The sequence below is a fragment of the Aquirufa sp. HETE-40SA genome, from assembly GCF_054558635.1.
Genome location: NZ_JBPXKN010000003.1, coordinates 80,021 through 104,525, shown reverse-complemented (window position 1 = coordinate 104,525; position 24,505 = coordinate 80,021). Strand labels below are relative to the sequence as shown.

Sequence of the window (24,505 nt, the reverse complement as noted above, 5' to 3'; positions counted from 1 at the left end):
TAAAGGTTTGACTCTTGTAATCCGGGAAATCGGGTGTTTATAAAATGAAAATCTCTCCTAACAAACCTTTTCAGGTTGTTTATTCTTTGTTGTCTCACGAATGCCTCGGATATTTGTTCGAAGTCTTTGTGGTGCAATTAAATGAGAAGAGTCAGTTGACTTGGGAGTACCAAACGCTTACTTCCCGGAACTTCCATGAATTTGAACACGCCTTAGACGATCGCGATCGCACGGCGGTGGGTTTGATTGAGAGCATGAAGCCGGTGGCGGTTTTTGAAAAGTTCAATACCTCGAAGCGCAAGACGATGGAGGAATTCTATTTGAAGACATGGGATGCAGAGAAAGGGGAGAAGGAGATTCAAGAGGCGGTGATGTCGGTTGTGGAGAAGAAGAGAGGTCAAGTTTTTGGATTAATTTGTCCGGATAAGACGCTTTTCATTATGGGGAATGATGGAAATCCGATGCGTCAAGCCGTTCAAATCGAAGCGGAGGCGGTAGATGTCTTATTTCACTTCATGCGTAACGAAGAGAATACACACTATTTCCCTACGCTTAAATACCTAGGTAATAAACTCGAGTTCCAGTACAAAGACGCAGTCGTGTTATGCGACGAGCCGGCTTGGATGCTGATGAACCAGAAATTATATCACTTCAATCCAGAACTAGAGGGCAAAAAATTGCGCCCTTTCTTGAACAAGAAATTCGTTGCGATTCCTAAGAACATGGAAGAAGATTACTTCCGCAAATTCGTGAAGGCAATGGTCGCACGTTATCCCGTTCACGCGAAGGGATTCGAGATTACGAATACCGAAAAACCGGTTCAATTCTTACTTTCTTATGGCCCAACGGCCCCTAAATTAGACGAGGAAGAAACCTTAAAAAAGAAGGCCGCTTTAGAGGCAGCTGATCGCTGGAACTTTGTACTTTCCTTCCAATACGGAAACAATCGCTTCCCATGGGATGGATTGTCCTCAGAAGCGAATGTACTTTTTGAAAAGAAAGCAGATAGCTACGCCTTTCAAAAAATTATGCGTTCCCATGTGAAGGAAAAACGCGCTTTCCAACAACTGAAAACCTTAGGGTTAAAGATGGAGAACGACGGTAGAGCCTTTCTACAACGTGGCGATGCAGTTCAATGGTTAACTGCGAATAAAGAATCACTGGATCAAGCAGGCTTTGTTGTTCAATTCAAAGGCGACGGGCAAGCTCCCCGCTATTTCTTAGGGAAGCCAGAAATCAATATTCGCATTGGTGAAAAACTAGATTGGTTTGATATTCAGGCTATTATTTCCTTTGGAGAGTTCCAAATTCCCTTCTTGAAAATCCGTCAATTGATCTTACAAAAGAAGAAGGAATTCCATTTGCCGGATGGTTCCATTGCGATGATTCCGGACAATTGGTTCCATGATTACCAAGATTTATTTTATTTCTCCGAAACGCGTCCCGGGGAAGAAGGCGTCTTCTTGCGTCGTCAACATTACCAGCTAGTTCAGGAGTGGGAGAATCAGGATTTAGTGAAGACAGCCTTGCGGTCGAAAACGGTAAGCGATTTAGCGCTGGAGGCAAAAGAATATCCTGTACCGAAGAACTTTAAAGGAACTTTGCGCCCCTATCAATTGGAAGGTTATCGTTGGATGCGTACGCGGCAGGCGGCTGGCTTAGGGGCTTGTTTAGCGGATGATATGGGTCTGGGTAAAACGGTGCAGACCCTTTGTTTATTACAGAGCTTGAAGGAACAAGGCGAGACTTTGCCTACTTTGCTCGTGATGCCTACTTCTCTGTTGTATAACTGGGAGATGGAGGCGAAGAAATTTACGCCGCAGTTACGCGTTTTAGTCTATAGCGGACCGCAAAGAGAGAAATTACAGGCACAAATAGGCAAGATTGACTTACTATTGTGCTCGTTCGGGATGGTGCGTTCGGATATTGAATGGTTCGAAAAACAAGCATTCTCGTATGTGATTTTAGATGAGTCGCAGGCGATTAAGAATCCGTTAGCGAATATTACCAAAGCCGTTCAGAAATTGAATGCGAAATTCCGCCTTGTCATGACGGGAACTCCGCTCGAGAATTCGACGATGGACCTGTGGTCCCAGATGAATTTCGTCAATACAGGTCTGCTTGGAACCCAACGTTATTTCAAAGACCATTTCCAATTGCCTATCGAGAAGAAGGCAGATATGGAGAAGAAAAAGCGTTTGTATTTCCTAATCAAGCCGTATTTATTGCGTCGGGAGAAGCGTCAAGTAGCCGCAGATTTACCAGAAAAAATGGAATCGGTCACCTACTGCTCGATGACCGAGGAACAAGAGCGCTTGTATGACAAGACGAAATCGTTCTATCGTGATGTTTTATTGAAGCAGATTAAGGATGAAGGTTTGCAGAAATCGCGTTTCTCTGTCTTACAGGGTTTGACGAAATTGCGTCAGCTTGCGAACCATCCATCGCTATGCGAGGAAGGCTATACTGGAGATTCGGGTAAGATGGAGGCCGTTTTAGAAAAATTAGAGACGGTCTTAGAGCAGCACCATAAAGTATTGATCTTTAGTCAATTTGTGCAACATTTGAATTTGATCAAGGCAGCCCTAGAGGAGCGTGGCATTGCCTATGCGTACCTAGATGGTAGTACGGTCGACCGGAAGGGACAAGTAGAAAGTTTCCAAAAAGAGGACGGTCAATCCGTTTTCCTTATTTCCCTAAAAGCTGGTGGGGTAGGTCTCAACCTGACCGCGGCAGATTACGTGTTCTTGTTAGATCCGTGGTGGAATCCAGCAGCGGAGGCTCAGGCCATTGACCGTGCACACCGTATTGGCCAAAAGAAAACTGTATTCACCTATAAGTTCATATCGAAAGAAACGGTGGAGGAGAAGATACTAGCGTTACAGCAACGCAAAAAGGATTTGGCTTCAGAGCTAGTGACATCTGACGAGAGTATCCTACGCGCTTTGAGCGAAGACGAGGTACTCGATTTATTAAGCTAGAATTTTAACGAGGATATTTTTCGCCACTTCATGACTAATGAAGATGGGAGCTGCGTCGTTGATCGAAACGAAGATAGAACGATCAAATTCGTTGATCTCTTTTATGTCTAATTTTGCCCCTAAATTCAGATTTAATTTAGTCAACAACTGAAGGAATACGGCTGAATCCTGAGCTACACCCATCAGTTTACAGGTTTTAGTTGCCTTGATATCTGATAGATGAGAATAGGCTAATTCTGGTAGAACACCCTCTTTGTTTGGAATTGGATCGCCGTGTGGATCCGTTTTAGGAAATCCAAGGTATTCATCTAGTTTGTTTACAAGTTGGTCCGATTCGATGTGCTCGAGTTGTTCTGCAATTTCGTGCACTTCGTCCCAATTAAAGCCCATTTTGTCCACTAAGAAGACTTCCCAAAGTCGGTGCTTTCGCACAATTGACAACGCAATTTTTTCGCCCTCTGCACTTAAACGAACTCCTTGGTATTTTTGGTAATTCACCCATCCTTTATCGGCTAGCTTGCGCAACATATCTGTCACCGATGCAGCTTTCGTTTGCATTAACTCGGCAACTGCATTCGTTGAAATGTCCTCAGAAGTAGCCTCTGAGAGTCTGTGGATAACCTTTAAGTAGTTTTCTTCTGTGAATGAAATGGCCATGCGGTAAAGATAGTAAATTAAATTTTTAGGTTAATCTAAAAATTATTTTTAAATTGTACAAAATTTTCAATTATGTCGAGTCCTTGGCGTTCTAGTCCTAAAATAAAATCCCTCTCTGAAGTGTTTGGGACGATTCCCGTGCCTACGGGGAATGGATTTTGGCAGAATTTACGCGCCTTCATGGGACCGGGTTTTTTAGTCGCGGTAGGATATATGGATCCCGGTAACTGGGCGACAGATTTAGCTGGGGGTGCTTCTTTCGGGTACACTTTATTATCCGTTATCCTCGTTTCTAGTATTTTCGCGATTGTTTTGCAGCATTTAGCCTTGAAATTAGGCGTTGCCTCGGGACGCGATTTAGCACAGGCTTGTGGGGATGCCTTTTCTAAACCGGTGGCTATTTTTCTCTGGGTGGTCTGTGAGATTGCGATTGCTGCCTGTGATTTAGCGGAGGTGATCGGGTCAGCCTTGGCGCTTCAATTGTTGTTTGGGATTCCGATTTTAGCGGGAATTGTGATTACGATTTTAGATGTATTCTTGATATTATATTTCCAAAACAAAGGATTCAAGGTCATCGAATCTATCGTGTTATCCCTCTTGATTGTCATCGTTTGCTGTTTTGCCTACGAGCTCTTTATCTCTCAACCTTCCATCGCAGGTATCGTAGGAGGTTTGGTTCCCCAAGCATCAGTGGTGATGAATCCAAGTCAGTTATATGTGGCCATTGGAATTCTAGGAGCTACGGTGATGCCACATAATTTATATCTGCACTCGAGTATAGTCCAAACCCGTGCCATCAAGGATACGGATGAGGATAAAGAGAAAGCCATCAAATATGCGACATGGGATTCCACGATTTCTTTGGGTTTCGCCTTTTTTATCAATGCGGGGATATTGATTTTAGCAGCGGCTGCTTTCCATGGGAATAATTTGACCCACGTCGCAGATATCCGGGATGCCTACCAGTTATTAGATCCCGTCTTAGGGAGTCAATTAGCGAGTATTTTATTTGCAGTTGCTTTATTAGCATCGGGTCAGAATGCTACGTTGACGGGAACTTTAGCGGGTCAAATCGTGATGGAAGGATTCCTTGATCTTCGAATAGCTCCGTGGTTAAGACGATTGATTACCCGGTTGATTGCCATTATCCCTGCTTTCTTTATTACTTGGATTTATGGGGAATCGAAGATAGGGGAGTTGTTGGTATTTTCTCAAGTCATCTTATCGATGCAGCTGAGTTTCGCCGTGATTCCGCTCGTACTCTTTACAGGAGATAAGCAGAAGATGGGGAAATTTGCTAATTCCGCGCTCTTACAGGGAGTTGTTTGGGTGATTACCGCGATTATTTTAGGTCTAAATATGTACTTACTGGCGCAGGTTTTAGGACTGATTTAAACCAGGTGTCGTCGCCTAGGTAGTCAATAGCACGCCATTTCACTGGCAGTTTAGGTTCAAAGATTCCTTCAAGAAGTGTTTTGGCACTTCTGATTTTCCAAATCTCATCCACTAGTCCATCCGCAAATAACATTTCCATCGTCTTTGCTCCTCCTTCTACTAGGATGGATTGAATGGATAAGGATGCTATTTCTGCAGATGAACGCAAAACGATAGTTTCCCCACCATCTTGTAGGATTTTTGCCGTTGATGGTATTCTGCCCGACGGATCTAAGACGATTCGGATGGGATTCGAACCGACTACTAATCGAGTAGTAAGAGAAGGGTCATCATTGATAATGGTTTGGACCCCCACTAAAATTCCTTGGTGCTCTGCGCGCATTTGATGTACGCGAAGGGCAGATAATTCATTGGATAATTGAACGGGTGCACCCTTAAGGCCTGCGATGAATCCATCGGCACTAACAGCGTACTTGAAAGTAATGTAAGGCCTTTTCAACCGGTGAAAGGTAAAGAAGTGGCGGTTGATCCATTCACCTGTTTCTGCTAGTAACCCGATGTGGCAAGTAATGCCCGCTGCTTCTAGTTTCTCAACTCCTTTCCCTGCTACGAGTGGATTAGGATCTAGGTTTGCTATGTAAACAGTGGAGATGCCGGATTGAATCAGTAAATCAGCACAGGGAGGTGTTTTGCCAAAATGAGAGCAAGGCTCTAAGGTCACATAGGCAGTCGCTCCTTCTACCGATTCCGTGGAGGAATGAATCGCATTGACTTCTGCGTGTGGACCACCAAACTGTTGGTGATAACCTTCACCTATGATGCGGTCGCCTTTGACAATGACACAACCTACTAAAGGATTAGGTGCAACGCGCCCTGAGCCTAACAAGGCTAGGTCAAAGGCGCGTTGCATCCAAATTTCTTTATTCGGCATGAACAGGTTTGCGGTTACTCGATAAATAACTGTAAATCGCTGGTATGATGTACAAGGTTAAGGTGGTAGAGAATAACATACCACCAACAACAGCGATACCCATCGAAACCCTACTTTGAGAACCTGAACCTAAGGCTAAGGCAATCGGTAAAATACCTAAGATGGTACAAAGCGAGGTCATGATGATAGGACGGAAACGGGCTACTGCCGCCTCTTGAACCGCTTTCGTCTTTTCTGAACCGGTCTCCTTCCGTTGGTTAGCGAACTCCACGATCAAGATACCATTTTTGGTTACTAGACCGATGAGGACAATGATACCGATTTGGGAGAAGATGTTCAATGTTTGACTGAAATCCCAAAGTGTTAATAAGGCTCCAGCCACCGCTAAAGGTACGGTAAACAAGATGATGAATGGATCGATGAAACTTTCAAACTGAGCTGAAAGAATCAAGTAGATCAAAAGAATGGCAAGAGCAAAGGCGAAGAGTAGCGAAGAGCTAGACTCTTTGAATTCCTTACTTTGGCCATCATAGGCTGTAGAAAAGGATACATCAAACGTCTCTTTCGCTAATTTATCCATCTCATTTAGGGCTTCCCCTAAGGTGACTCCTTTCGCCATTTGCGCCGTAACTGTCGCAGCTACATAGCGGTTGTAACGGAAGAGTTGTGGAGGCGTACTTTGCTCTGTAATCTTCACTAAATTGTCCAATTGGATCAAATCGCCTCGGTTATTCTTCACATACAGGGATTTCAAATCGGTGACATCATTCCGCATCGGACGGTCGATCTGACCAATGATTTGGTATTGTTTGCCATCCATCACGAAATAACCAAAACGTCTACCCGAAAGACCTAATTGCAAGGTAGTAGCCACATCTTGAATGGAAATTCCCAAGTTTTGTGCTTTATCTCGGTTGATTTCCAAACGTAATTCTGGTTTGGTAAAACGAAGATTCACATCCGCTGTTTCGAACTTCGAGCTTTCGCGCACTTTCGCCATAAATAAGGGGATATTCTTTTTCAAGCTTTCAAAAGTCGATGCCTGAATAACGAAAGCCACCGGTAGACCACCACCACCACGTTGACCTGTAGAAAGGGTAGGTTCTTGAATTAAAGTAGCACGCGCACCCGTAAATTTCTTGATCTTCGGCTGAATTTCTTCCGCAATTTGTTGCTGCGTTCTGCGACCTTCCGGGTCCGCTAGGATGACACGCATAGTACCGGTATTCGATCCGCCATTCCCAAAAGGAGGGGAGGTGATCGAGTAAACGGCATTGCGTTCTTTAGCAGGGATAGCTGTCATTAAAAATTTGGCCATCTCATCCGTATAGTTCAACATATATTCAAAAGTTGCCCCTTCTGGAGCCACCGCATTCACACGTAGACCACCTCGATCCTCTAAAGGAGCTAATTCAGATGGAATCGCCTCGAATTTAAATAGGGCATAAATAATGCCAAACAAGGAGAACATAATCACCCAAGCCATCCAGCGAATCTTAATAAAGGCAGCCAGAGAATTTTCATAACCTTTTGTTAAAGCAACAAAGAAGGGTTCTGTCACGGTATAGAACCATGGTTTCGTATGGTTCCCTTTTAATAAACGTGAGCTTAACATCGGAGTTAAGGTCAAGGAAACAAAGGCAGAAATAATCACAGAACCAGCCACCACTATTCCGAATTCGCGGAACAATCGCCCTGTAATCCCTTGTAAGAAAATCACAGGTAAAAATACCGCAGCAAGGGTAACCGTCGTCGAAATGACGGCAAAATAGATCTCTTTAGACCCTTCGACCGCGGCTTCCCACGGGCTAAGACCCTCTTCTATTTTGGTATAAATATTCTCTAATACCACAATGGCATCATCCACCACGAGTCCAATCGAAAGTACGATACCTAACAAGGTCAATACGTTGATAGAGAAGCCCGCTAAATACATAAAGAAGAATACCCCGATCAAACTGACTGGAATAGCGGTCAATGGAATGATAGTAGATCTCCAGTCACGAAGGAACAAGAAGATAATGATGGTCACCAATAAAATCGCCGTCAAAATCGTTTCCTCCACCTCTTCAATGGATTTCCGAACATATTTAGTGTTATCGAAACCTTCCTTCATTTCCACATCAGCTGGCAAAGTCAGGCGAATTTGCTCTACTTTTTTGTGGATGGCATCAACGATTTGAATTTGGTTTGAACCGGGTTGCGGAATAACGGCGATGGAAATCATCGGCTTTAAATCACGCTTAAAGAAGGTCTTATTATTCTCCGGCGATAATTCGGCCCTACCCACGTCTGAGAATTTTACCGAACGGTCTCCTTCCTCTTTGATAATTAAATTATTGAAATCCTCTTCAGTCGTCATTCGACCTTGTGTTCTCACCGTCAATTCCGTATTTGCCCCTTCGATACTACCTGATGGCAATTCGATGTTTTGTTTGGCCAAAGCATTCACAATATCAGGCGCAGTCAAACGGAAGGAAGCTAAGCGCTCTGGATCGATGTGCAAACGCATGGCATATTTCTGCTCACCCCATAATTGGACGGAGCTTACGCCAGGAATCGTTTGAAACTTCTCCTTGATGTTACGTGTAGCTAATTCGTTTAATGACAGCAGGTTACGCGTAGATGAGAATACGTTAATGTTGTAAATCGGGCTAGCGTCCGCATCTGCTTTCGCTACGATAGGAGGATCTACGTCTTTAGGTAATTGTCCCATGGCGCGCGACACCCGGTCACGTACATCATTCGCTGCATCTTCGATGTTTACCGAAAGATCAAATTCTACGGTGATACTGGAACGTCCATCACGGCTTGAGCTGGAAAGGGTACGAATACCGGCGATACCGTTAATCGATTCCTCTAAAGGTTCGGTAATTTGGGATTCGATAATATCCGCATTTGCTCCAGTGTAGGAGGTTTGGACATTCACTACCGGCGGATCCACCGATGGATATTCGCGGACACCTAAGTAGGTATATCCGATGATGCCAAATACAATGATCGTGATGGACATCACAATCGAAAGTACCGGTCTTTTTATACTAATCTCTGAGAAAGATGCCATAGCTAGTTTATTTTACGACTTCTTTGATTTCTACATCCCCATCTGGTTTCACTTGAATGATACCGTTCGTAATCAAGGTATCTCCAATAGTTAAACCATCTAATATTTCAACCGTCTTGTCACCGCGCGTTCCTAATGTCACTTTCGTGGAAACAGATTTGCCATTTTTAACGATGAATACCTTGTTACCTTTTGCCTCAGGAATCACCGATTCAGTCGGGATTAAAATGGCCGATCCTTTCGTTTTTAAGATCAAATTCACTTTCGCGAAGGCTCCTGGAACTAATTGATTTCCAGGATTAGGTGCTTGCGCACGGATTTGCAAGGTTCTTGTCTGCGGGTCGATTTTCGGATCGATGGCGTAAACACGACCCGTAAAGGTCTTCTCCTCGTTCTCCGTCATAAATTCAATGGTTCCCCCATTTTTTACTTGAGTTGCATATTTTGCTGGGATAGAGAATTCAATTTTCGCTGGATTTGTATTAGTCAGCGTTGCAATTTGAGTGCTTGGAGAGATATAACTTCCAGTACTTACATAACGGAATCCAATTCTGCCAGCAAACGGAGCACGTAAAGTTGTCTTTAAGATTTGGGCTTTTAGATCTTCGATGTCCGCTGAAATGGTATTGACCGAGTTTACGGCAATATCATACTCCCGTTGTGAGATGGCTTCTTTTTGAAGAAGAACTTTTTGGCGGGCCTCATTATCCTCTGCTAATTTCTTGTTGAAACCAAGTTTTCTAAGTCGCGCTTGTAAATCATCGTCATTGATACGTAGTAAAACAGTGCCTTTAGCCACTACATCACCTTCTTTAATATTAAGTAAAATGATACGTCCAGCGATTTCCGAACGAATTTCGACCTCTTCATTAGGCAAAATAGACCCCGTCGAGCTAATCATATCATCTAAACGAGTCGATTTTACTACCGTCACAATCACGGCTGTTTTGCCTCCTTTGCCCCCTGGGCCACCTTTTTCTTTCCCTTTTTCCTTCGTTTCAGCGGCGAAAAAAGTCTTTTTAATCTTCGGATAAAACGCCAAACCCAAGATCAAGGCAATGGTCAATACCGACAAGATAGTCTTCGTAATTTTATTCATAGTAATAGGTTTTCATACTAAGGTAATCAAATCCAAGGAAAAGTTTACCCTAACTTATAGGCTTAATTGGTTAAAGAATTTGAAATCCAGGGCATAAAGTGCTCATTTCCTACTTCGTTCATAACGAAATGGCTCTGTGCATTGCCAATATTTTTTATACTTGCTAATTTGTGCAAGATGAATTCGCGGTATTCGTCCATATCTGTGACCACAATTTTAAGTAAAAAATCGCTTTGGCCTGAGACGCAATAGCATTCTGCAACTTCCTCCAGTTTCATTACATCCTTTTCGAATTGGTTCAAATACGCTGCAGCATGTTCTTTTAAGGAGATATCACAAAAGACCGTTAACGTTTTGCCTAGTTTTGCCGGGTTAATCATCGCTCGGTATCCCGTAATCACACCTTCTTTTTCCATTCGTTTAATTCGCTCATGGATAGGAGTGGCGCTCATCCCTAGTCGTTGTGCCATCTCTTTATTAGAAAGAAACGCATCTTCGTGTAGGAAGGAGAGGATTTTTTTATCGATATCGTCTATTTTTGCCATGCTAGTTTTTTTCTAAAAGCAGTCCAATAGAAACCATTCCTTTTAGTGTATCCACCCGCATCGATTGTTCAATACGAATTTTGTAGGCCCCTTTTTTGGGAAATCTCAAAGCTGGATATACTAGGAATTTTTTTTCATAAATATCGCCAAAACCGGCGCCTTTCGGCTTTCCCGTTTTAGGGTCATACAAAATTGCTTCAGCTAATCCCCTTTGGAGTGTTTTGTCGCTTTCATCTAAGATGCTAGGACTGAAATATAAATTGTAAAATGGGTAGGCGTTGTTTTGGCGCACCACCACATACAGGGCATAACTTGCGGAATCAACCGGAATTTGAACATTAAATTGTGACGGTTGTTTTTGTACCCATCCAGATGTAGGAAAGTTATGAGACTCATCAATAACCACACTGGAATCACTACAGGCGAAAAAAAACAGCTCCAATAGGAAAATGAATCCTAGACTAAGCTTCAGGGGTAGGCGCTGCACCATCTCTCGGAGGTCTTGGTTTAAACTTCTTTTTCTTCTTGAATGGTTTAGGAGTGGCCGTTCCACCATCGGCTGCTGGCGTACTTCCCTCCGGTCGATTTTGTCCTTCCGGACGAGGTCCGCGTTCTTGTCCCTCTGGTCTCGGTCCACGATTTTCACCTTCTGGTCTCGGCGGACGAGGTCCGCGCTCTGGACGAGGTCCTCTTTCAGGACGCGGTCCACGGTCTTGTCCTTCAGGTCTTGGAGGACGTGGTCCTCTTTCAGGACGTGGCCCGCGGTCTTGCCCTTCAGTACGTGGTCCGCGATTTCCGCCATCGCGATTACCTCTGTTATTTCGGTTGTTGCGATTGCCTGATTTAGCCCCGCCGTATTTCTTGTCCATCCGCTCTAAATCAGAGTTTAGCTCAGATAAAGTAGGTTTTTCCACCGCTGGAGCATCTGGATTCAGATCCTCAAACGACTCAGGAATAATCCCTTTCTTATTTAAATCAACAATCTCTGCGACGCGATCACAGCTTACTGGAATCCAGATGGCCTCTTCACCCACAATCCCGAACCACATCATCCGCTTGAAAATATCCGTCTTCTGAAGGATAGCTTCTCCACGTTTCGTTTTTAAGCGACCCTCTATCGTAGGGATGCTTTTTAGAGCATCCATATAGGTCTCTAACTCGTAGTTCAAGCAGCATTTCAAACGACCACATTGGCCACTTAATTTGACTGGATTCAGTGATAAATTTTGGTAACGAGCCGCTGACGTAGTCACGTTTTTGAAATCAGTTAACCAGGTCGAACAACACAATTCGCGACCACAAACCCCGATTCCCCCTAATCTTCCCGCCTCTTGACGAAGAGATATCTGCTTCATTTCGACGCGAATCTTGAATTCGGTCGCTAGTAGCTTGATTAATTCTCGGAAATCGACGCGGTCTTCAGACGAATAATAGAAGATCGCTTTGGCCCCATCGGATTGGAATTCCACATCCGAAAGTTTCATGTTTAGTTTTAAGTCGCTGATAATTTGACGACCACGGTACATCGTAGGTAGGTCACGTGCCATTGCTTGCTCGTGCTTTTCGATGTCCTTTTCTGTCGCTACACGGAAGATGTTTTTAACCTTATCGTCGTCTTTGATATTCTTTTTCAACAACTGAAGTCGAACCAATTCTCCCTGTAGAGAAACGACGCCTAATTGAGTACCGCTGCTGGAATCGACCATGACTGAATCTCCTGTATGCAATTCGAGTTGATCAGCATTGCGGAAATACTCTTTTCTTCCCCCTTTAAACTTCACTTCCACGATGTGAAAGCGCTGAAAAGAAGGGACGTCTAAGTCTGATAACCAGTCAAAAACGTTCATTTTATTGCAACCACCTGAGCCACAACCGCCATTACTTTGGCAGCCTTTTACCTCTCCGCTAGTGCTGGTAGAGCCACATGACCCACTGGAACACGATTTACATGCCATATCTTAATACATCTAATCCGATGTCTCTTCTAAAGTTTTTACCTTCGAATTGGATGGTTTGGGCGGCCTTTTGTGATTTTTGGATCGCTCTTTCCAAGGTATTCGAAGTTCCAGTTAAGGCCATAACTCGGCCGCCACTGGTGATAATTTCGCCATCTTTTGACGTCGTACCTGCGTGGAAAACGATCGCGTCCTCCACTTTTTCAACCCCTGTTAATACATCGCCTTTGCGGTATTCCTCTGGATAACCTCCTGCCACTAACATGGTTGTTACGGCATATTGGTCCAAAATGGAAATTTTTTGTTCGCTCAGCGTGCCATTAGAGGCTGCAATTAGCAAAGATAGGAAATCTGATTCGATTCTAGGTAAAACTACCTCCGTTTCAGGGTCCCCCATTCTAGCGTTGTATTCGATGACATAAGGCTCGCCTTCGTGGTTCATTAATCCGATGAAGATGAATCCTTTGTAGTCTATATTTTCTGCTTTCAAGCCTTTCACAGTAGGTTCAATAACCTTTTGCTTCACGACCTCCATAAACTTAGCGTTTGCGAATGGAACGGGAGAAACGGCACCCATACCACCGGTATTTAAACCTTCGTCGTTTTCTCCAATGCGCTTGTAATCTTTCGCCTCAGGTAAAACCACATAGTTTTCGCCATCGGTTAAAACGAAAACGGATAATTCGATTCCACGAAGGAATTGCTCGATCACCACTTTGGAACTTGCATCACCGAACTTCGCGGCTAAGAGCATCTCATTTAAAGCTGTCTCCGCCTCCGCCAAAGTCAAAGCGATAATGACTCCTTTTCCTGCCGCTAATCCGTCTGCTTTCAATACGATGGGTAAGGATTGTGTCTGCAAATAGGCCAGACCGTCCGCGATGGTGTCCTTCGTGAAGGTTTGGGATGCAGCAGTTGGTATGCCGTATTTGTGCATGAAGTTCTTAGAGAAATCCTTGCTACCTTCGATTTGGGCACCTTCTGCACCTGGTCCCACGATTCCTACGTGTTTCAGGTCAGATTGAGATTCGATGAAATCGCGTATCCCTTTTACCAATGGTTCTTCAGGACCCACCACCACTAATCCAATGTCATGTGTTCGAATGGCCGCGGCGATTCCTTCGAAATCGGTCACGCCGATGGCTAAATTAGTACCGCATTGTGCGGTTCCCGGATTACCCGGTGCAATGTATAAATTACCTAGGATAGGGCTTTGGCTAATCTTCCAAGAAAATGCGTGTTCACGGCCTCCTGCACCTAAAATTAAAACGTTCATATGTTGATTAATTGGCTAATTCACTCAAAAATTTAATGCGCATTAAACGAAGTTCTTCTTCTGTTACGTCTTCGATATCACAATTTTCCAAGGCCTCTATGATGTCATCACTATCCGCAGACATGAAGTATTCGTAGATTTCTTCTTGTTTATCAAGCTCAATGACTTGATTAATATAGTAATCCAGGTTTAATTTCGTACCCGAGAAGCAAATGGTTTCAATCTCTTCGATTAATTCCGCCATGCTCACTTCTTTCTGTTCTGCGATCAGGTCTAAATCGATTTTTCGATCGACCTGTTGGATAATGTAAATCTTGATTTTGGACTTATTGACCGTTGATTTTACGACCACTTCTTTCGCCGTTTCGATCTCGTTTTCTTCTACGTAACGATTAATCACATCGAGGAATGGCTTACCGAATTTCACGACTTTACCCATTCCCACGCCGTTGATTTGGGCCATTTCGTCCTGTGTAGTCGGATAAGTAGTGGCCATCTCTTCCAAAGAAGGATCTTGGAAAATCACATAGGGAGGTAAATTTTTCTCCTTCGCGATCTTCTTGCGGAGGGTTTTAAGTATGTCAAAGAGGGCGTCATCATAGGCTTTGGCCCCTAAAGCAGCTCCCTCGTCCTCATTTTCAGCGGGCTCCGCCTCTTTCTCGTAATCGTGGTCTTTGTAGAACGTAATAGGGAAGGATTCCTTCAAGAAAGCTTGTCCTAAAGCGCTTAAACGAAGAACGCCGTAGTTTTCGATGTCCTTATCCAATAGCCCGAAAATGGCCATTTGCTTAATGAACGAAATCCAAGCCGATTTTTCATCTTCGATAGGCACCGGTTTTGATGCTGTTTTGCGCATCTTCGGCTTCTTCGGAACATCCTCGTCTCCGTCTTCATCCTCGTCCTCTTCGTCTTCTTCATCTACCTCAGGACTAATCCATGAAACCGTTTTTCCAGCACCAAACAAGGATAATTTTTCCTGTTCGTGACTCTGAATGAAGGAATTTGATTTACCTTCCAAGAAGTCAGCGATGTGTTCTGCATCGAATTGTTCGCCGGTTTGTTGTACCGCTTGTAAGACCAGACTTACTTCGTCTTCAGCTTTGAATGTTGGGGTCGGATGTAGGCAATTGTCACAGAAACCACAGTTTTCAGCCATATGCTCCCCAAAATAGTGAAGCAATTGCTTGCGACGGCAAACACCTAAATTCGTATAGTAGACCATTTCGGACAAAAGAATTTTGGCATTCTCCTTCTCCGTAACGGCCTTATCTTTATTAAACTTGTCTAATTTCAGGATGTCATCGTAGGTGTAGAACAAGATACATGTCCCATCTAACCCATCGCGCCCTGCGCGCCCTGTTTCCTGGTAATACCCTTCTAACGACTTAGGAGCGTCATAGTGAATCACAAAACGCACATCCGGCTTATCAATACCCATCCCAAAAGCAATCGTCGCGACCATCACATCTACTTCCTCATTCAAGAAAGCTTCTTGGTTAGACATTCTCACTTGCGGCTCTAAACCCGCGTGGTAGGGAAGGGCCTTCACGCTATTCACGTGCAATAATTCTGCAATTTCCTCTACCCGCTTTCTCGAAAGGCAATAAATAATACCCGCTTTGCCGTTATGCGACTTAATGAAACGGATTAATTGCTTGTCAATATCCTTCTTCGAACGGATCTCGTAATAGAGGTTCTTGCGATTAAAAGAGGACTTAAAAACAGTCGCATCTTCTAGATTTAAGGTCTTTTGAATATCGATTTGCACCTTAGGGGTAGCCGTCGCCGTTAGAGCGATGATGGGCATTTTCTCATCAATGGTCTCGATGATGGTGCGAATTTTACGGTATTCTGGTCTAAAATCGTGTCCCCATTCAGAGATACAATGTGCCTCGTCGATCGCGACGAAGGAGATTTTAGCCTGTTTTAGGAAGTTTAGGTTCTCTTGTTTGTTGAGTGATTCCGGGGCGATGTACAATAACTTAACAGCTCCGGAGATAACCTCTGCTTTCACGCGATTGATTTCAGCACGGGTTAGCGAAGAGTTTAGGAACTGTGCATTAATGCCAAAAGCCACCATTTGATCTACTTGATTCTTCATCAAGGCAATCAAAGGCGAGATCACAATTGCCGTTCCTTCCATCACAATCGCAGGTAATTGATAGCAAAGCGACTTGCCTGCGCCTGTAGGCATTAACACAAAACTGTTTTTGCCTTGGATGGTATTCAGAATGATGGCTTCTTGCTCCCCCCGAAATTGGCTAAATCCAAAGGTTTTTTTTAGCTGTTCCTTCAAGCTATCGATGGTCATTGGATGGGGCATATATTGATTAATGTGTTGTTTCGGCGATTGTTAAAGTCTGAGGGCTTCTACTTATCTTTGCCCTACAAATTCTTCTAAGATTGAAATTAAGCAAAAATATCCAATCCACAGCAAAAAAAGTTTTAACACAGGAAGCTGAGGCCATTCTGCAAGTGAGCGCCGGAATTAATTCGGATTTTGAGGCTTGTGTGGAACATTTGTTAAGTATTCCTGGGCGCATTGTCTTCACTGGGATTGGTAAATCTGCCATTATTGCGCAGAAAATTGTAGCTACGATGAATTCCACCGGGACGCCAGCCTTGTTTATGCACGCGGCGGATGCGATTCATGGAGATTTAGGGATGATTCAGGAGGGAGATGCGGTGATTTGTATTTCGAAGTCTGGAGATACGCCCGAAATTAAGGTGTTAGTACCTTTGATAAAGCGACTGAAAGTGAAGTTAATTGCGATGGTGTCCAATAAGAACTCCTATTTAGGCCAGCAGTCAGACTATATTTTACACGCTTTGGCAGACCAAGAGGCGGATTTATTGAATCTGGCACCCACGACTTCCACGACGGTAGCCTTGGCTTTAGGCGATGCCTTAGCGGTTTGTTTGTTAGAATGTAAAGGATTTACGGCTCAGGATTTTGCCAAATACCATCCAGGCGGCGCCCTGGGCAAACGTCTTTATTTAAAAGTGGGCGATATTTATCCAACCCACGAATTCCCAGCTATCTCCCACACAGCCTCCATTCAGGAAGCCATTCACGAGATTTCGTCGAAGCGTTTAGGCGCAACCGCGGTATTAGATGGGAAAGGGGATTTAGTAGGGATTATCACCGATGGTGATGTTCGCCGTACTTTGGAAAATTCAAAGGATTGGGCTATCATCGTTTTAGCGGATATGATGAATACTACGCCTAAGACGATTGATGCGGAGGCTTTTGCTACAGAGGCATTGGCAATCATGCAAAGCAAAAATATCACACAACTGGTGGTGACGGCAAATAAAAAGGCCGTGGGATTTGTACATCTCCACGACCTGTTGAAAGAGGGTATCGTCTAAAAATCAGCGCATTCTGTTCGATGATTGCACTAGCATCTCGTCCTTGCGGATGAGGCGGTTTGCAATCATATTCGCTAGTAGGGAAACCACTAAGGCGTAGAATCCGTAACCATATTTACCCTGAATTTCTGGTTCAAACGTAGGCATCGCCTCCTTGAAAATCACCCAAAAAGCATAGCCCATTGCTCCCGCTAAAACCAGGGAATTGACCAGGCCTAACATCATTTGACGCATGCGGTTTTTGAATGAGAAAATCGTTATTAGCGTGATAACCGTCGATAAAGTCACTAAAAGGGCAATGGCGATGTTACTGTGTGCGGCTACTTCTTTTCCGTTTTGGAATAATTGCCATTGGTTAGAGAAAAGCTCTGCTTTCTGGCCTGAAGTACCTATTTTTTGCCAAATAGAAATGCCAGATGTCGCGATCGCATTACCAATAATCGCTAAGGCTAAGAAAAGGGTTTGTGGTCTTTGAATCATAATTTTATTTCATTGAATAGACGAAATTACGCATTTTCTGCAAAAAGCTTCGCCGCAATTTTTGCCGAAGATAAACAAAGCGGAATTCCACCGCCCGGATGAACGCTTCCGCCCACCCAAAACAAATTTTTAATGGCCTTTCGGTAATTCGGGTGACGTAAAAAGGCTGCAAATCGGTTGTTCGAAGCGTTTCCATAAAGCGCACCTCCAGCTGATGAAGTTCTAGCCTCAATGCTGCGCGGGTCTAATAGGTCCTCGGCGACGATGTGTTTCTCGATGTCTTTGCCTAAGTTGCGCGATAATTTCTCGATCACATTTCTTCTCATCTTTGCCACTAGCGCATCCCAATCTTGTCCCTCGTTCGCTGGAACATTCATCAAGATAAACCAGTTTTCGCCGCCTGTTGGCGCATCTGATTTTTCTACCTTCGAAGAAATATGCAAGTAAATGGTCGGATCATCGTTGATGGTTTTGTCTTCGAAGATGGCCTTGAACTCGCCTTGGTAATCGTCCGAGAAGAAGATGTTGTGCACCCCTAATTCGTCGAAAATGCGGTCCATTCCCCAATAGAATATGATGCCGGAGCTGGATTTGGGTTGATTTAAGAGCTTTTTCGGTTGTGGTTCTTGTGATAGGAGTTTTGTGTAACTCGGGCGGATGTCTGCGTTGCAGGCAATGTAGTCAAAGGTATAATTTCCTTTTTCAGTCTCTAATCCAGTCGCAGTATGATTTTCGGTAGTGATGCTGGACACTTTCTCGTTGAAGTGAAAGTTCACACCTAGTTCTTCGGCGAGGCGGTGCAGCGCCCGAGGAATGCTGATGATGCCGCCTTTTGGGAAAAAAGCACCAATGTTGTATTCTAAATGGGGAATAATCGATAAAGTTGCCGGCGTTTGGTAAGGGTCCGAGCCGTTGTAGGTGGCGTAGCGGTCAAAAAGCTGGACCGTTTTCGGATTCTTAAAACGCTTCGCGTGGGAGCGGTGCATCGTGTTGAAAAGACCTAGGCGCGGGATATTCAGGTAGCCTTTCAGGGCTTTAGGCCCCGTCCAGGTTGAGAAGGAATGCAAAGAGTTATCCAAGAAAAGCTCACTAATGATGTGGTAATTTTCTCCGATTTCGCGTAAAAAACGTGCTACATTCTCGGAGGATTCTCCTAATTGCGAAGCAATCGCCGCCGCTGTTTCTGCGGGTGCAGCGTTCGTTTGCAAGCGTGTGCCATCTTCCCAAAAGTAGCGGCAAATCTCTGGCAATCTTTCATAGCTGAAATAGTCGCGGGGATTTTTGCCTGCCAGCGTGAACAGTTCGTCCACTAAATGTGGCATTGTGAAAAGAGAGGGCCCGGCGTCAAAACGAAATCCGTTGGTTTCGATTTGGGCTAATTTGCCTCCAGGATAGGAATTCGCTTCGAAAACGGTGACTTGGTGACCCGCCACCGCGCTGCGAATGGCAAAGCCCAAACTACCCATTCCCGATCCAACAATCCCTATTTTTGACATAATTCAAAATTAAGTAAAAAAGAATAAAGCCCTAAATGTTTTTCTCTCCCTGCGCTTTTCTGTAATTTTGCCCGAATTTTAATATTTTCTATGCTACGTACACATACAAATGGCGAATTGCGCATCGAACACGCGGGCACCGAGGTAACTCTTTGTGGCTGGGTTCAGCGTTCACGTGATAAAGGGGGGATGATTTGGGTGGATCTTCGGGATCGTTACGGGGTCACTCAATTGATGTTAGAGGAGGGGAAATCGTCTGCGGAGGCTTTGGCATTAGCCAGAGGATTAGGCCGTGAATTCGTCGTAGAAGCGAAAGGGGTCGTGGTAGAGCGTTTGTCGAAAAACGACAAAATGCCCACTGGCGATATCGAAATCAAAGTAAAAGAATTGCGCGTATTGAATCCGGCGAAATTGCCTCCGTTCTTGATCGAAGACGAGACAGATGGCGGCGATGACATCCGCATGAAATACCGTTATTTAGACTTGCGCCGTAACCCGATTCGCGAAAGTTTGCAATTGCGCCACCACGTGGGTCGCGAAGTGCGTAATTACTTAGATAAGCAAGATTTTATCGAGGTGGAAACACCCGTTTTAATTAAATCAACACCAGAGGGTGCGCGCGATTTCGTCGTTCCTTCTCGGATGAATCCAGGCGAATTTTATGCCTTACCGCAGTCTCCGCAAACTTTTAAGCAATTATTGATGGTGTCCGGTTTCGACCGGTATTACCAAATTGTGAAGTGTTTCCGTGATGAAGATTTGCGCGCGGATCGCCAGCCAGAATTTACTCAAATCGACTGCGAAATGTCGTTCGTGGAGCAAGAAGATATCCTGAATATGTTTGAGGGATTGATTCGTCACCTGTTCCAAAACGTAAAAGGTCTTGACATAGGTCAAGTGCCACGTATGACCTACGCGGATGCAATGAAAAACTACGGTTCTGATAAGCCGGACATTCGTTTCGATATGAAATTCGTGGAATTGAAAGGCGAGGGTGTGGATTTGACGTCTGGCAAAGATTTCCAAGTTTTCGATGCAGCGAACACGGTGGTAGGTATCTGCGTAAAAGGCGCAGCGGAATATACCCGCAAGCAAATCGATGAATTAACTGATTTTGTTCGCCGCCCACAAATCGGTGCGAAAGGATTGATTTACGCTCGCGTTCAAGCGGACGGCGTAGTGAAATCTTCTGTAGATAAATTCTACTCAGAAGCTGATCTAGCGACTTGGGCTGCGGCATTTAACGCAGAGCCAGGCGACTTAATTTTAGTACTTTCAGGTGAGGGAGATAAAGTCCGCAAGCAATTGAACGAGCTTCGTTTAGAAATGGGAACGCGTATGGGATTACGTGACCCGAATAATTACAAAGTACACTGGGTGGTAGATTTCCCACTATTAGAGTACGGTGAGGAAGAAGATCGCTGGTTTGCGATGCACCATCCGTTCACGAGCCCTAAGCCAGAGGATATTCCATTGATGCTGGCTGGAGAATTCGGTAAAGTGCGTGCGAATGCCTACGATTTAGTCGTGAATGGCGTAGAAGTGGGTGGAGGGTCGATTCGTATCTTCCAAAAAGATTTGCAATCAAAAATGTTCGAAGTCCTTGGATTCACTCCGGAGGAGGCGCAAGCGCAATTCGGATTCTTATTAGATGCCTTTGAATATGGGGCGCCGCCACACGGTGGTTTGGCTTTTGGTTTTGACCGTCTTTGCTCGTTGTTTGGTGGAACAGATTCGATTCGTGATTACATCGCATTCCCTAAGAACAACGCGGGGCGTGACGTGATGATCGATTCGCCATCGCCACTAGCGCAAGCGCAGTTAGATGAATTGAAGATTAAAACGACGGTTTAGTCGAGTAGATATAAAAAAAGGGGGCCGCGTAGCGGCCCCCTTTTTTTATAAACTAAAGTAAGCTTAGAAATCGTAATGAAAAACGGGGCTAGTCCATTCACCCGCGTTGATATTGATGACTTCCTTGATTTCGCCGTGGTGAATATCAAATACCCACCCGTGTAGATGGGGGAATTTGCGTTTCTCCCAGGCCTTTTGAACGATGGTTGTTTTGGCCAAATTCTGAATCTGTTCCGCTACATTCAATTCGACTAAGCGGTTAAATCGAGCCGTTTCATCCGTGATATTTTGCAGATCCTCATAGTGCTTTTCATACACTTCTTTGATGTTACGAAGCCACTTGTTGATTAAACCAAAATCGTGATTCGTCATCGCCGCTTTTACTCCTCCACAGTTATAATGACCGCAGACAATAATGTGTTTTACTTCTAAAACCTCTACCGCATATTGCAAGACGGACAATAGATTGATGTCCGTATGCACCACCATATTTGCTACATTACGGTGAACGAAAATATCACCTGGATCTGCATGCGTGATTTCCTCAGCTGGAACCCGGCTATCTGCACAGCCGATCCATAGGAAAAGAGGATTTTGGTCTTTTGATAAATTATCGAAATAAGTAGGGTCTAATTCTAGACGCTCACTTGCCCAAGCCTTATTGCTTAAGAGTAATTTTTTATATTCTTTCATCTTATTTCTTTTTAAGGTCGACTTCGATGCCGCGTTCTTGTGCTGTACTTATAAACTCCTGGATCAATAGGTTAATATCGTGGTCCATAAAATGCACTTTGGTCGTATCGATATATACTTCCGATCCAGTTGGAATTTTACGCAATGTTTCCTTTAGGGACATTTTATGTAAAAAGGTGACATCTTTCTGAAATTTAATTAAAATTTCATTTCCCTTTTTGAAAACAGTAAAGACGGATGAATAATTCGTGATAACTACAAATACCAAACCAACTAAAGTTCCCACGAAAATTCCCCATAATAAATCTACTCCTACCACTACAGCTACTGTGATTAAAAAGGGAACATATTGTTTCCAGCCTTCTGCAAATACTTTTTTGAATTCCTTAGGATGGGCAAGTTTATATCCAGTATATAACAGGATACTAGCTAGGCAGGCGAGGGGGATCTTATTTAAATAAAGCGGCAAAAGCATTACCGCCACGATTAATAAAATACCGTGAAAGAATCCAGACATACGACTTTTACCTCCTGAATATATGTTAGTCGAAGAGCGTACAATGACAGAAGTAATAGGTAAGCCACCTAAGAGTCCACTGACCACGTTTCCAGCGCCTTGTGCCAGCAATTCGCGGTCAGGCGAGGAGATTCTTTTGAGCGGATCTAGCGAGTCAGTTGCCTCCAGGGATAAAAGTGATTCTAATGTCGCGACGATAGCTAAAGTTAAGGCAATAGAATATACTTTCGGGTGGCTTAAAAAGCTCCAGTCAGGAGAGATGAGTCCTGCAAAGATTTCGCTGGTTGAGGCAAAAATGGGAAGGTTGACCATATGATCCATTGAATCTCCTAAGTACCAGTCTGGATTCCAGCTAGCCAGTCCTTCATTAATTCCCACTCCAGCTAACACCACAAAAAGGGAGGCCGGTAGTGCATTCATCCAGGCGAATTTTTGGCCTAGTTTCGTCCAAGAAAATAAGATAATAAGTCCTAAAAGGGAAATAAGTAGCGCGCCCATTTTGATAGAAGCGAGCGATTTCAAAATCTCTGTAAAGGTATTTTCTCCATCTTTTTGGTCAAATTCGAATTCTCCAATAAAGTCCAAATCATCCCCAATTGCATGTGGAATTTGTTTTAAAATGATGACAATTCCAATCGCCACCAGCATACCACGTATGACTGACGAAGGAAAAAATCCACCAATCTTTCCTAATTTCAAAAGGCCTAAGGCTAACTGAATGAGGCCAGCGATAATCACCGCAACTAAAAATCCGGGGAAAGAACCTAGGTCACCAATAGCTGTTGCGACTATAATAGTTAGACCAGCAGCAGGGCCACTCACAGAGAGTTCAGATCCAGATAAAAGTGAGACAAGTGTTCCTCCTACAATTCCTGCCACTAGGCCGGCTAATAGGGGGGCTCCTGATGCGAGAGCGATGCCTAGGCAAAGGGGTAATGCGACTAAAAAGACGGCAATGCCTGATTTCCAATCCCCTTTAATGAAGGATTGAATGTATTCTGATTGTTTCATAAGCTTGTTTAATTAATGAACTGATTATTTAAATTAAACAGGAATATCGGGTGGAGTTAGCGGGGTACACATAAATCCTGCTGATAATATAAATTGTAGTTCAGCTAATTTATTTTTGGAGGGGATAACTGTAAATACAAAAATAGGATGAGAGCGAACAATCCCTTCTTCTTGAGGAAGGTCATCCTCTTCGGAATCTTCGTCATCCGGGTTTAAAGGGGGGGATTTTGCCGGTTTATGCTGTGAAATGGGTTCCTTGGTTTGAAAAATAATTTTAGACTGTTGATCCCGTTCTTGAATCAAAATAGGATCAGCCGTATCAAATTTATCTGCTCTATATTTCCACTCTTTTTTAAGGCGACCACCAGAACCTACCTCATGGTATTCACGCCAAACCCCCACCTTAACACTATCATCTAATTTCCCCGCTTCTTTTAAGTTACCATTCGCATAAAAAGACTGATAAGTACCTCTAACTTTTCCATATTGGCGCGGTATAACCTCTTTAATTTTCTTTTTCGAGGCATCATAATACTGAAAGTACGAGCCTTTTAAGAAACCTTTTTGATAATAAACCTTATTCTCTAATTCATTTTCAGGACCATAGTTTTCCCATCTACCATCCTTAACTCCCATATAATAAAAGCCTTCTTCCACGAGTTTTTGATTTACATATTTTTTGAAAGGGCCATGGCAAATCTGTGCATTTTTTGCCTCTTTAAGTGGAATAGTTGTAACGCGGGATTGTGCGGGATCGAAAATGGAAATTTCCTGTAAATAAGGACTTAGGGCCTCGTCTTCCACATATTTCACGACATGTGCCTCCTCAGCAGTCATGCGGACACCGCTACCATAGCTGCCTAATCTAATTTCCGTTTTGATACCTACATATTCATCTTTAGGCTGTAGTTTCTTTTTAGCGGTTTTTACTATTTTTTTACCCAAATCTTTCACACCAAGACTTTCAATAAAGGCTTTGCTGTCCTCTTTGAATTTTTTAGCCTCTTTAGCTTTTTCTTCTAGTCCTGTGGAGAGTCTGCCATTAAATAAACCGTTTTCGTGAACGGTGGTATCTATCAGGGGCTTGTTGGTAGAAATTACCCTATTCTGTGCTTGAGCAGTTAAGCTCAGACTTAGTATTATGCTAAAAAGTAGAAAGCGTGAAAGCATTAATTTGCT

The 24,505-nt window shown here is 43.8% G+C and carries 18 protein-coding genes; 4 read left to right on the top strand and 14 right to left on the bottom strand.

Going from position 1 to position 24,505, the window contains the following annotated elements; translation table 11 throughout:
• Positions 1-44: 44 nt before the first annotated feature.
• A complete protein-coding gene (locus ACRZ9O_RS08370) occupies positions 45-2,981 on the top strand; it encodes a DEAD/DEAH box helicase (RefSeq protein ID WP_459458194.1) in 2,937 nt (978 codons plus the stop codon).
• Here the strand turns inward: ACRZ9O_RS08370 and ACRZ9O_RS08365 are convergent.
• Entirely contained in the window at positions 2,973-3,638 is a 666-nt protein-coding gene (locus ACRZ9O_RS08365; protein WP_459458192.1) for a metal-dependent transcriptional regulator, read from the bottom strand. The two genes, ACRZ9O_RS08370 and ACRZ9O_RS08365, sit on opposite strands and share 9 nt — an antisense overlap.
• Positions 3,639-3,710: 72 nt before the next feature.
• Here ACRZ9O_RS08365 and ACRZ9O_RS08360 point away from each other — a divergent pair, with 72 nt between their 5' ends.
• Complete coding sequence (locus ACRZ9O_RS08360; RefSeq protein ID WP_459458190.1) at positions 3,711-5,033, top strand: Nramp family divalent metal transporter; 1,323 nt, start codon at positions 3,711-3,713, stop codon at positions 5,031-5,033.
• Here the strand turns inward: ACRZ9O_RS08360 and ribD are convergent.
• From ribD to ACRZ9O_RS08320, 8 genes are all read right to left on the bottom strand, one after another.
• The gene (gene ribD / locus ACRZ9O_RS08355; RefSeq protein WP_459458188.1) at positions 4,981-5,964 is read right to left on the bottom strand and encodes a bifunctional diaminohydroxyphosphoribosylaminopyrimidine deaminase/5-amino-6-(5-phosphoribosylamino)uracil reductase RibD; all 984 of its coding nucleotides are present in this window, start codon (positions 5,962-5,964) and stop codon (positions 4,981-4,983) included. The genes ACRZ9O_RS08360 and ribD overlap by 53 nt on opposite strands.
• Entirely contained in the window at positions 5,954-9,028 is a 3,075-nt protein-coding gene (locus ACRZ9O_RS08350) for an efflux RND transporter permease subunit (protein WP_459458186.1), read from the bottom strand. Before ACRZ9O_RS08350 ends, ribD begins: the two co-directional genes overlap by 11 nt.
• Positions 9,029-9,035: 7 nt before the next feature.
• On the bottom strand, positions 9,036-10,127 hold the full coding sequence (locus tag ACRZ9O_RS08345; RefSeq protein WP_459458184.1) for an efflux RND transporter periplasmic adaptor subunit: 1,092 nt from the start codon (positions 10,125-10,127) through the stop codon (positions 9,036-9,038).
• A gap of 62 nt (positions 10,128-10,189) precedes the next feature.
• Entirely contained in the window at positions 10,190-10,672 is a 483-nt protein-coding gene (locus ACRZ9O_RS08340) for an Lrp/AsnC family transcriptional regulator (RefSeq protein WP_459458182.1), read from the bottom strand.
• Position 10,673: 1 nt separating this feature from the next.
• Positions 10,674-11,162: a gliding motility lipoprotein GldH gene (gene gldH, locus ACRZ9O_RS08335; RefSeq protein ID WP_459458180.1), complete on the bottom strand. Its 489-nt coding sequence runs from the start codon at positions 11,160-11,162 to the stop codon at positions 10,674-10,676.
• Positions 11,134-12,627, bottom strand: coding sequence for a PSP1 domain-containing protein (locus ACRZ9O_RS08330; RefSeq protein ID WP_459458178.1), 1,494 nt, complete (start codon positions 12,625-12,627; stop codon positions 11,134-11,136). Before ACRZ9O_RS08330 ends, gldH begins: the two co-directional genes overlap by 29 nt.
• Positions 12,617-13,903: a phosphoribosylamine--glycine ligase gene (purD, locus tag ACRZ9O_RS08325; RefSeq protein WP_459458176.1), complete on the bottom strand. Its 1,287-nt coding sequence runs from the start codon at positions 13,901-13,903 to the stop codon at positions 12,617-12,619. The genes ACRZ9O_RS08330 and purD overlap by 11 nt, the downstream gene beginning before the upstream one ends.
• Before the next feature lie 7 nt (positions 13,904-13,910).
• Entirely contained in the window at positions 13,911-16,226 is a 2,316-nt protein-coding gene (locus ACRZ9O_RS08320) for a RecQ family ATP-dependent DNA helicase (protein WP_459458175.1), read from the bottom strand.
• Between the two features lie 80 nt (positions 16,227-16,306).
• Here ACRZ9O_RS08320 and ACRZ9O_RS08315 point away from each other — a divergent pair, with 80 nt between their 5' ends.
• Entirely contained in the window at positions 16,307-17,275 is a 969-nt protein-coding gene (locus ACRZ9O_RS08315) for a KpsF/GutQ family sugar-phosphate isomerase (RefSeq protein WP_459458173.1), read from the top strand.
• Between the two features lie 3 nt (positions 17,276-17,278).
• On the opposite strand, the gene ACRZ9O_RS08310 is transcribed toward ACRZ9O_RS08315, so the two are convergent.
• Positions 17,279-17,755 (bottom strand): DUF4293 domain-containing protein, encoded by a 477-nt coding sequence (locus ACRZ9O_RS08310; protein WP_459458171.1) that lies wholly within the window; start codon positions 17,753-17,755, stop codon positions 17,279-17,281.
• Positions 17,756-17,781: 26 nt separating this feature from the next.
• Positions 17,782-19,251: a 1-hydroxycarotenoid 3,4-desaturase CrtD gene (crtD, locus tag ACRZ9O_RS08305; RefSeq protein ID WP_459458169.1), complete on the bottom strand. Its 1,470-nt coding sequence runs from the start codon at positions 19,249-19,251 to the stop codon at positions 17,782-17,784.
• Between the two features lie 90 nt (positions 19,252-19,341).
• Between crtD and aspS the strand changes: the two genes are divergently transcribed.
• Positions 19,342-21,105, top strand: coding sequence for an aspartate--tRNA ligase (gene aspS, locus ACRZ9O_RS08300; RefSeq protein ID WP_459458167.1), 1,764 nt, complete (start codon positions 19,342-19,344; stop codon positions 21,103-21,105).
• A 63-nt stretch (positions 21,106-21,168) separates the two neighbouring features.
• Here aspS and ACRZ9O_RS08295 read toward each other — a convergent pair whose 3' ends face one another.
• From ACRZ9O_RS08295 to ACRZ9O_RS08285, 3 genes are read right to left on the bottom strand one after another with little or no spacing between them, the layout of a single operon-like run.
• On the bottom strand, positions 21,169-21,798 hold the full coding sequence (locus tag ACRZ9O_RS08295) for a carbonic anhydrase (protein WP_459458165.1): 630 nt from the start codon (positions 21,796-21,798) through the stop codon (positions 21,169-21,171).
• Between the two features lies 1 nt (position 21,799).
• Positions 21,800-23,326 (bottom strand): SulP family inorganic anion transporter, encoded by a 1,527-nt coding sequence (locus ACRZ9O_RS08290; RefSeq protein WP_459458163.1) that lies wholly within the window; start codon positions 23,324-23,326, stop codon positions 21,800-21,802.
• A gap of 33 nt (positions 23,327-23,359) precedes the next feature.
• Entirely contained in the window at positions 23,360-24,496 is a 1,137-nt protein-coding gene (locus ACRZ9O_RS08285) for a toxin-antitoxin system YwqK family antitoxin (RefSeq protein WP_459458161.1), read from the bottom strand.
• Between the last annotated feature and the right edge of the window lie 9 nt (positions 24,497-24,505).

Bases quoted from the DNA above. Each gene is read 5' to 3' on its own strand.
- ACRZ9O_RS08370 (WP_459458194.1), top strand. From the start codon at position 45: ATGAAAATCTCTCCTAACAAACCTTTTCAGGTTGTTTATTCTTTGTTG.
- ACRZ9O_RS08365 (WP_459458192.1), bottom strand. From the start codon at position 3,638: ATGGCCATTTCATTCACAGAAGAAAACTACTTAAAGGTTATCCACAGA.
- ACRZ9O_RS08360 (WP_459458190.1), top strand. From the start codon at position 3,711: ATGTCGAGTCCTTGGCGTTCTAGTCCTAAAATAAAATCCCTCTCTGAA.
- ribD (WP_459458188.1), bottom strand. From the start codon at position 5,964: ATGCCGAATAAAGAAATTTGGATGCAACGCGCCTTTGACCTAGCCTTG.
- ACRZ9O_RS08350 (WP_459458186.1), bottom strand. From the start codon at position 9,028: ATGGCATCTTTCTCAGAGATTAGTATAAAAAGACCGGTACTTTCGATT.
- ACRZ9O_RS08345 (WP_459458184.1), bottom strand. From the start codon at position 10,127: ATGAATAAAATTACGAAGACTATCTTGTCGGTATTGACCATTGCCTTG.
- ACRZ9O_RS08340 (WP_459458182.1), bottom strand. From the start codon at position 10,672: ATGGCAAAAATAGACGATATCGATAAAAAAATCCTCTCCTTCCTACAC.
- gldH (WP_459458180.1), bottom strand. From the start codon at position 11,162: ATGGTGCAGCGCCTACCCCTGAAGCTTAGTCTAGGATTCATTTTCCTA.
- ACRZ9O_RS08330 (WP_459458178.1), bottom strand. From the start codon at position 12,627: ATGGCATGTAAATCGTGTTCCAGTGGGTCATGTGGCTCTACCAGCACT.
- purD (WP_459458176.1), bottom strand. From the start codon at position 13,903: ATGAACGTTTTAATTTTAGGTGCAGGAGGCCGTGAACACGCATTTTCT.
- ACRZ9O_RS08320 (WP_459458175.1), bottom strand. From the start codon at position 16,226: ATGCCCCATCCAATGACCATCGATAGCTTGAAGGAACAGCTAAAAAAA.
- ACRZ9O_RS08310 (WP_459458171.1), bottom strand. From the start codon at position 17,755: ATGATTCAAAGACCACAAACCCTTTTCTTAGCCTTAGCGATTATTGGT.
- crtD (WP_459458169.1), bottom strand. From the start codon at position 19,251: ATGTCAAAAATAGGGATTGTTGGATCGGGAATGGGTAGTTTGGGCTTT.
- aspS (WP_459458167.1), top strand. From the start codon at position 19,342: ATGCTACGTACACATACAAATGGCGAATTGCGCATCGAACACGCGGGC.
- ACRZ9O_RS08295 (WP_459458165.1), bottom strand. From the start codon at position 21,798: ATGAAAGAATATAAAAAATTACTCTTAAGCAATAAGGCTTGGGCAAGT.
- ACRZ9O_RS08290 (WP_459458163.1), bottom strand. From the start codon at position 23,326: ATGAAACAATCAGAATACATTCAATCCTTCATTAAAGGGGATTGGAAA.
- ACRZ9O_RS08285 (WP_459458161.1), bottom strand. From the start codon at position 24,496: ATGCTTTCACGCTTTCTACTTTTTAGCATAATACTAAGTCTGAGCTTA.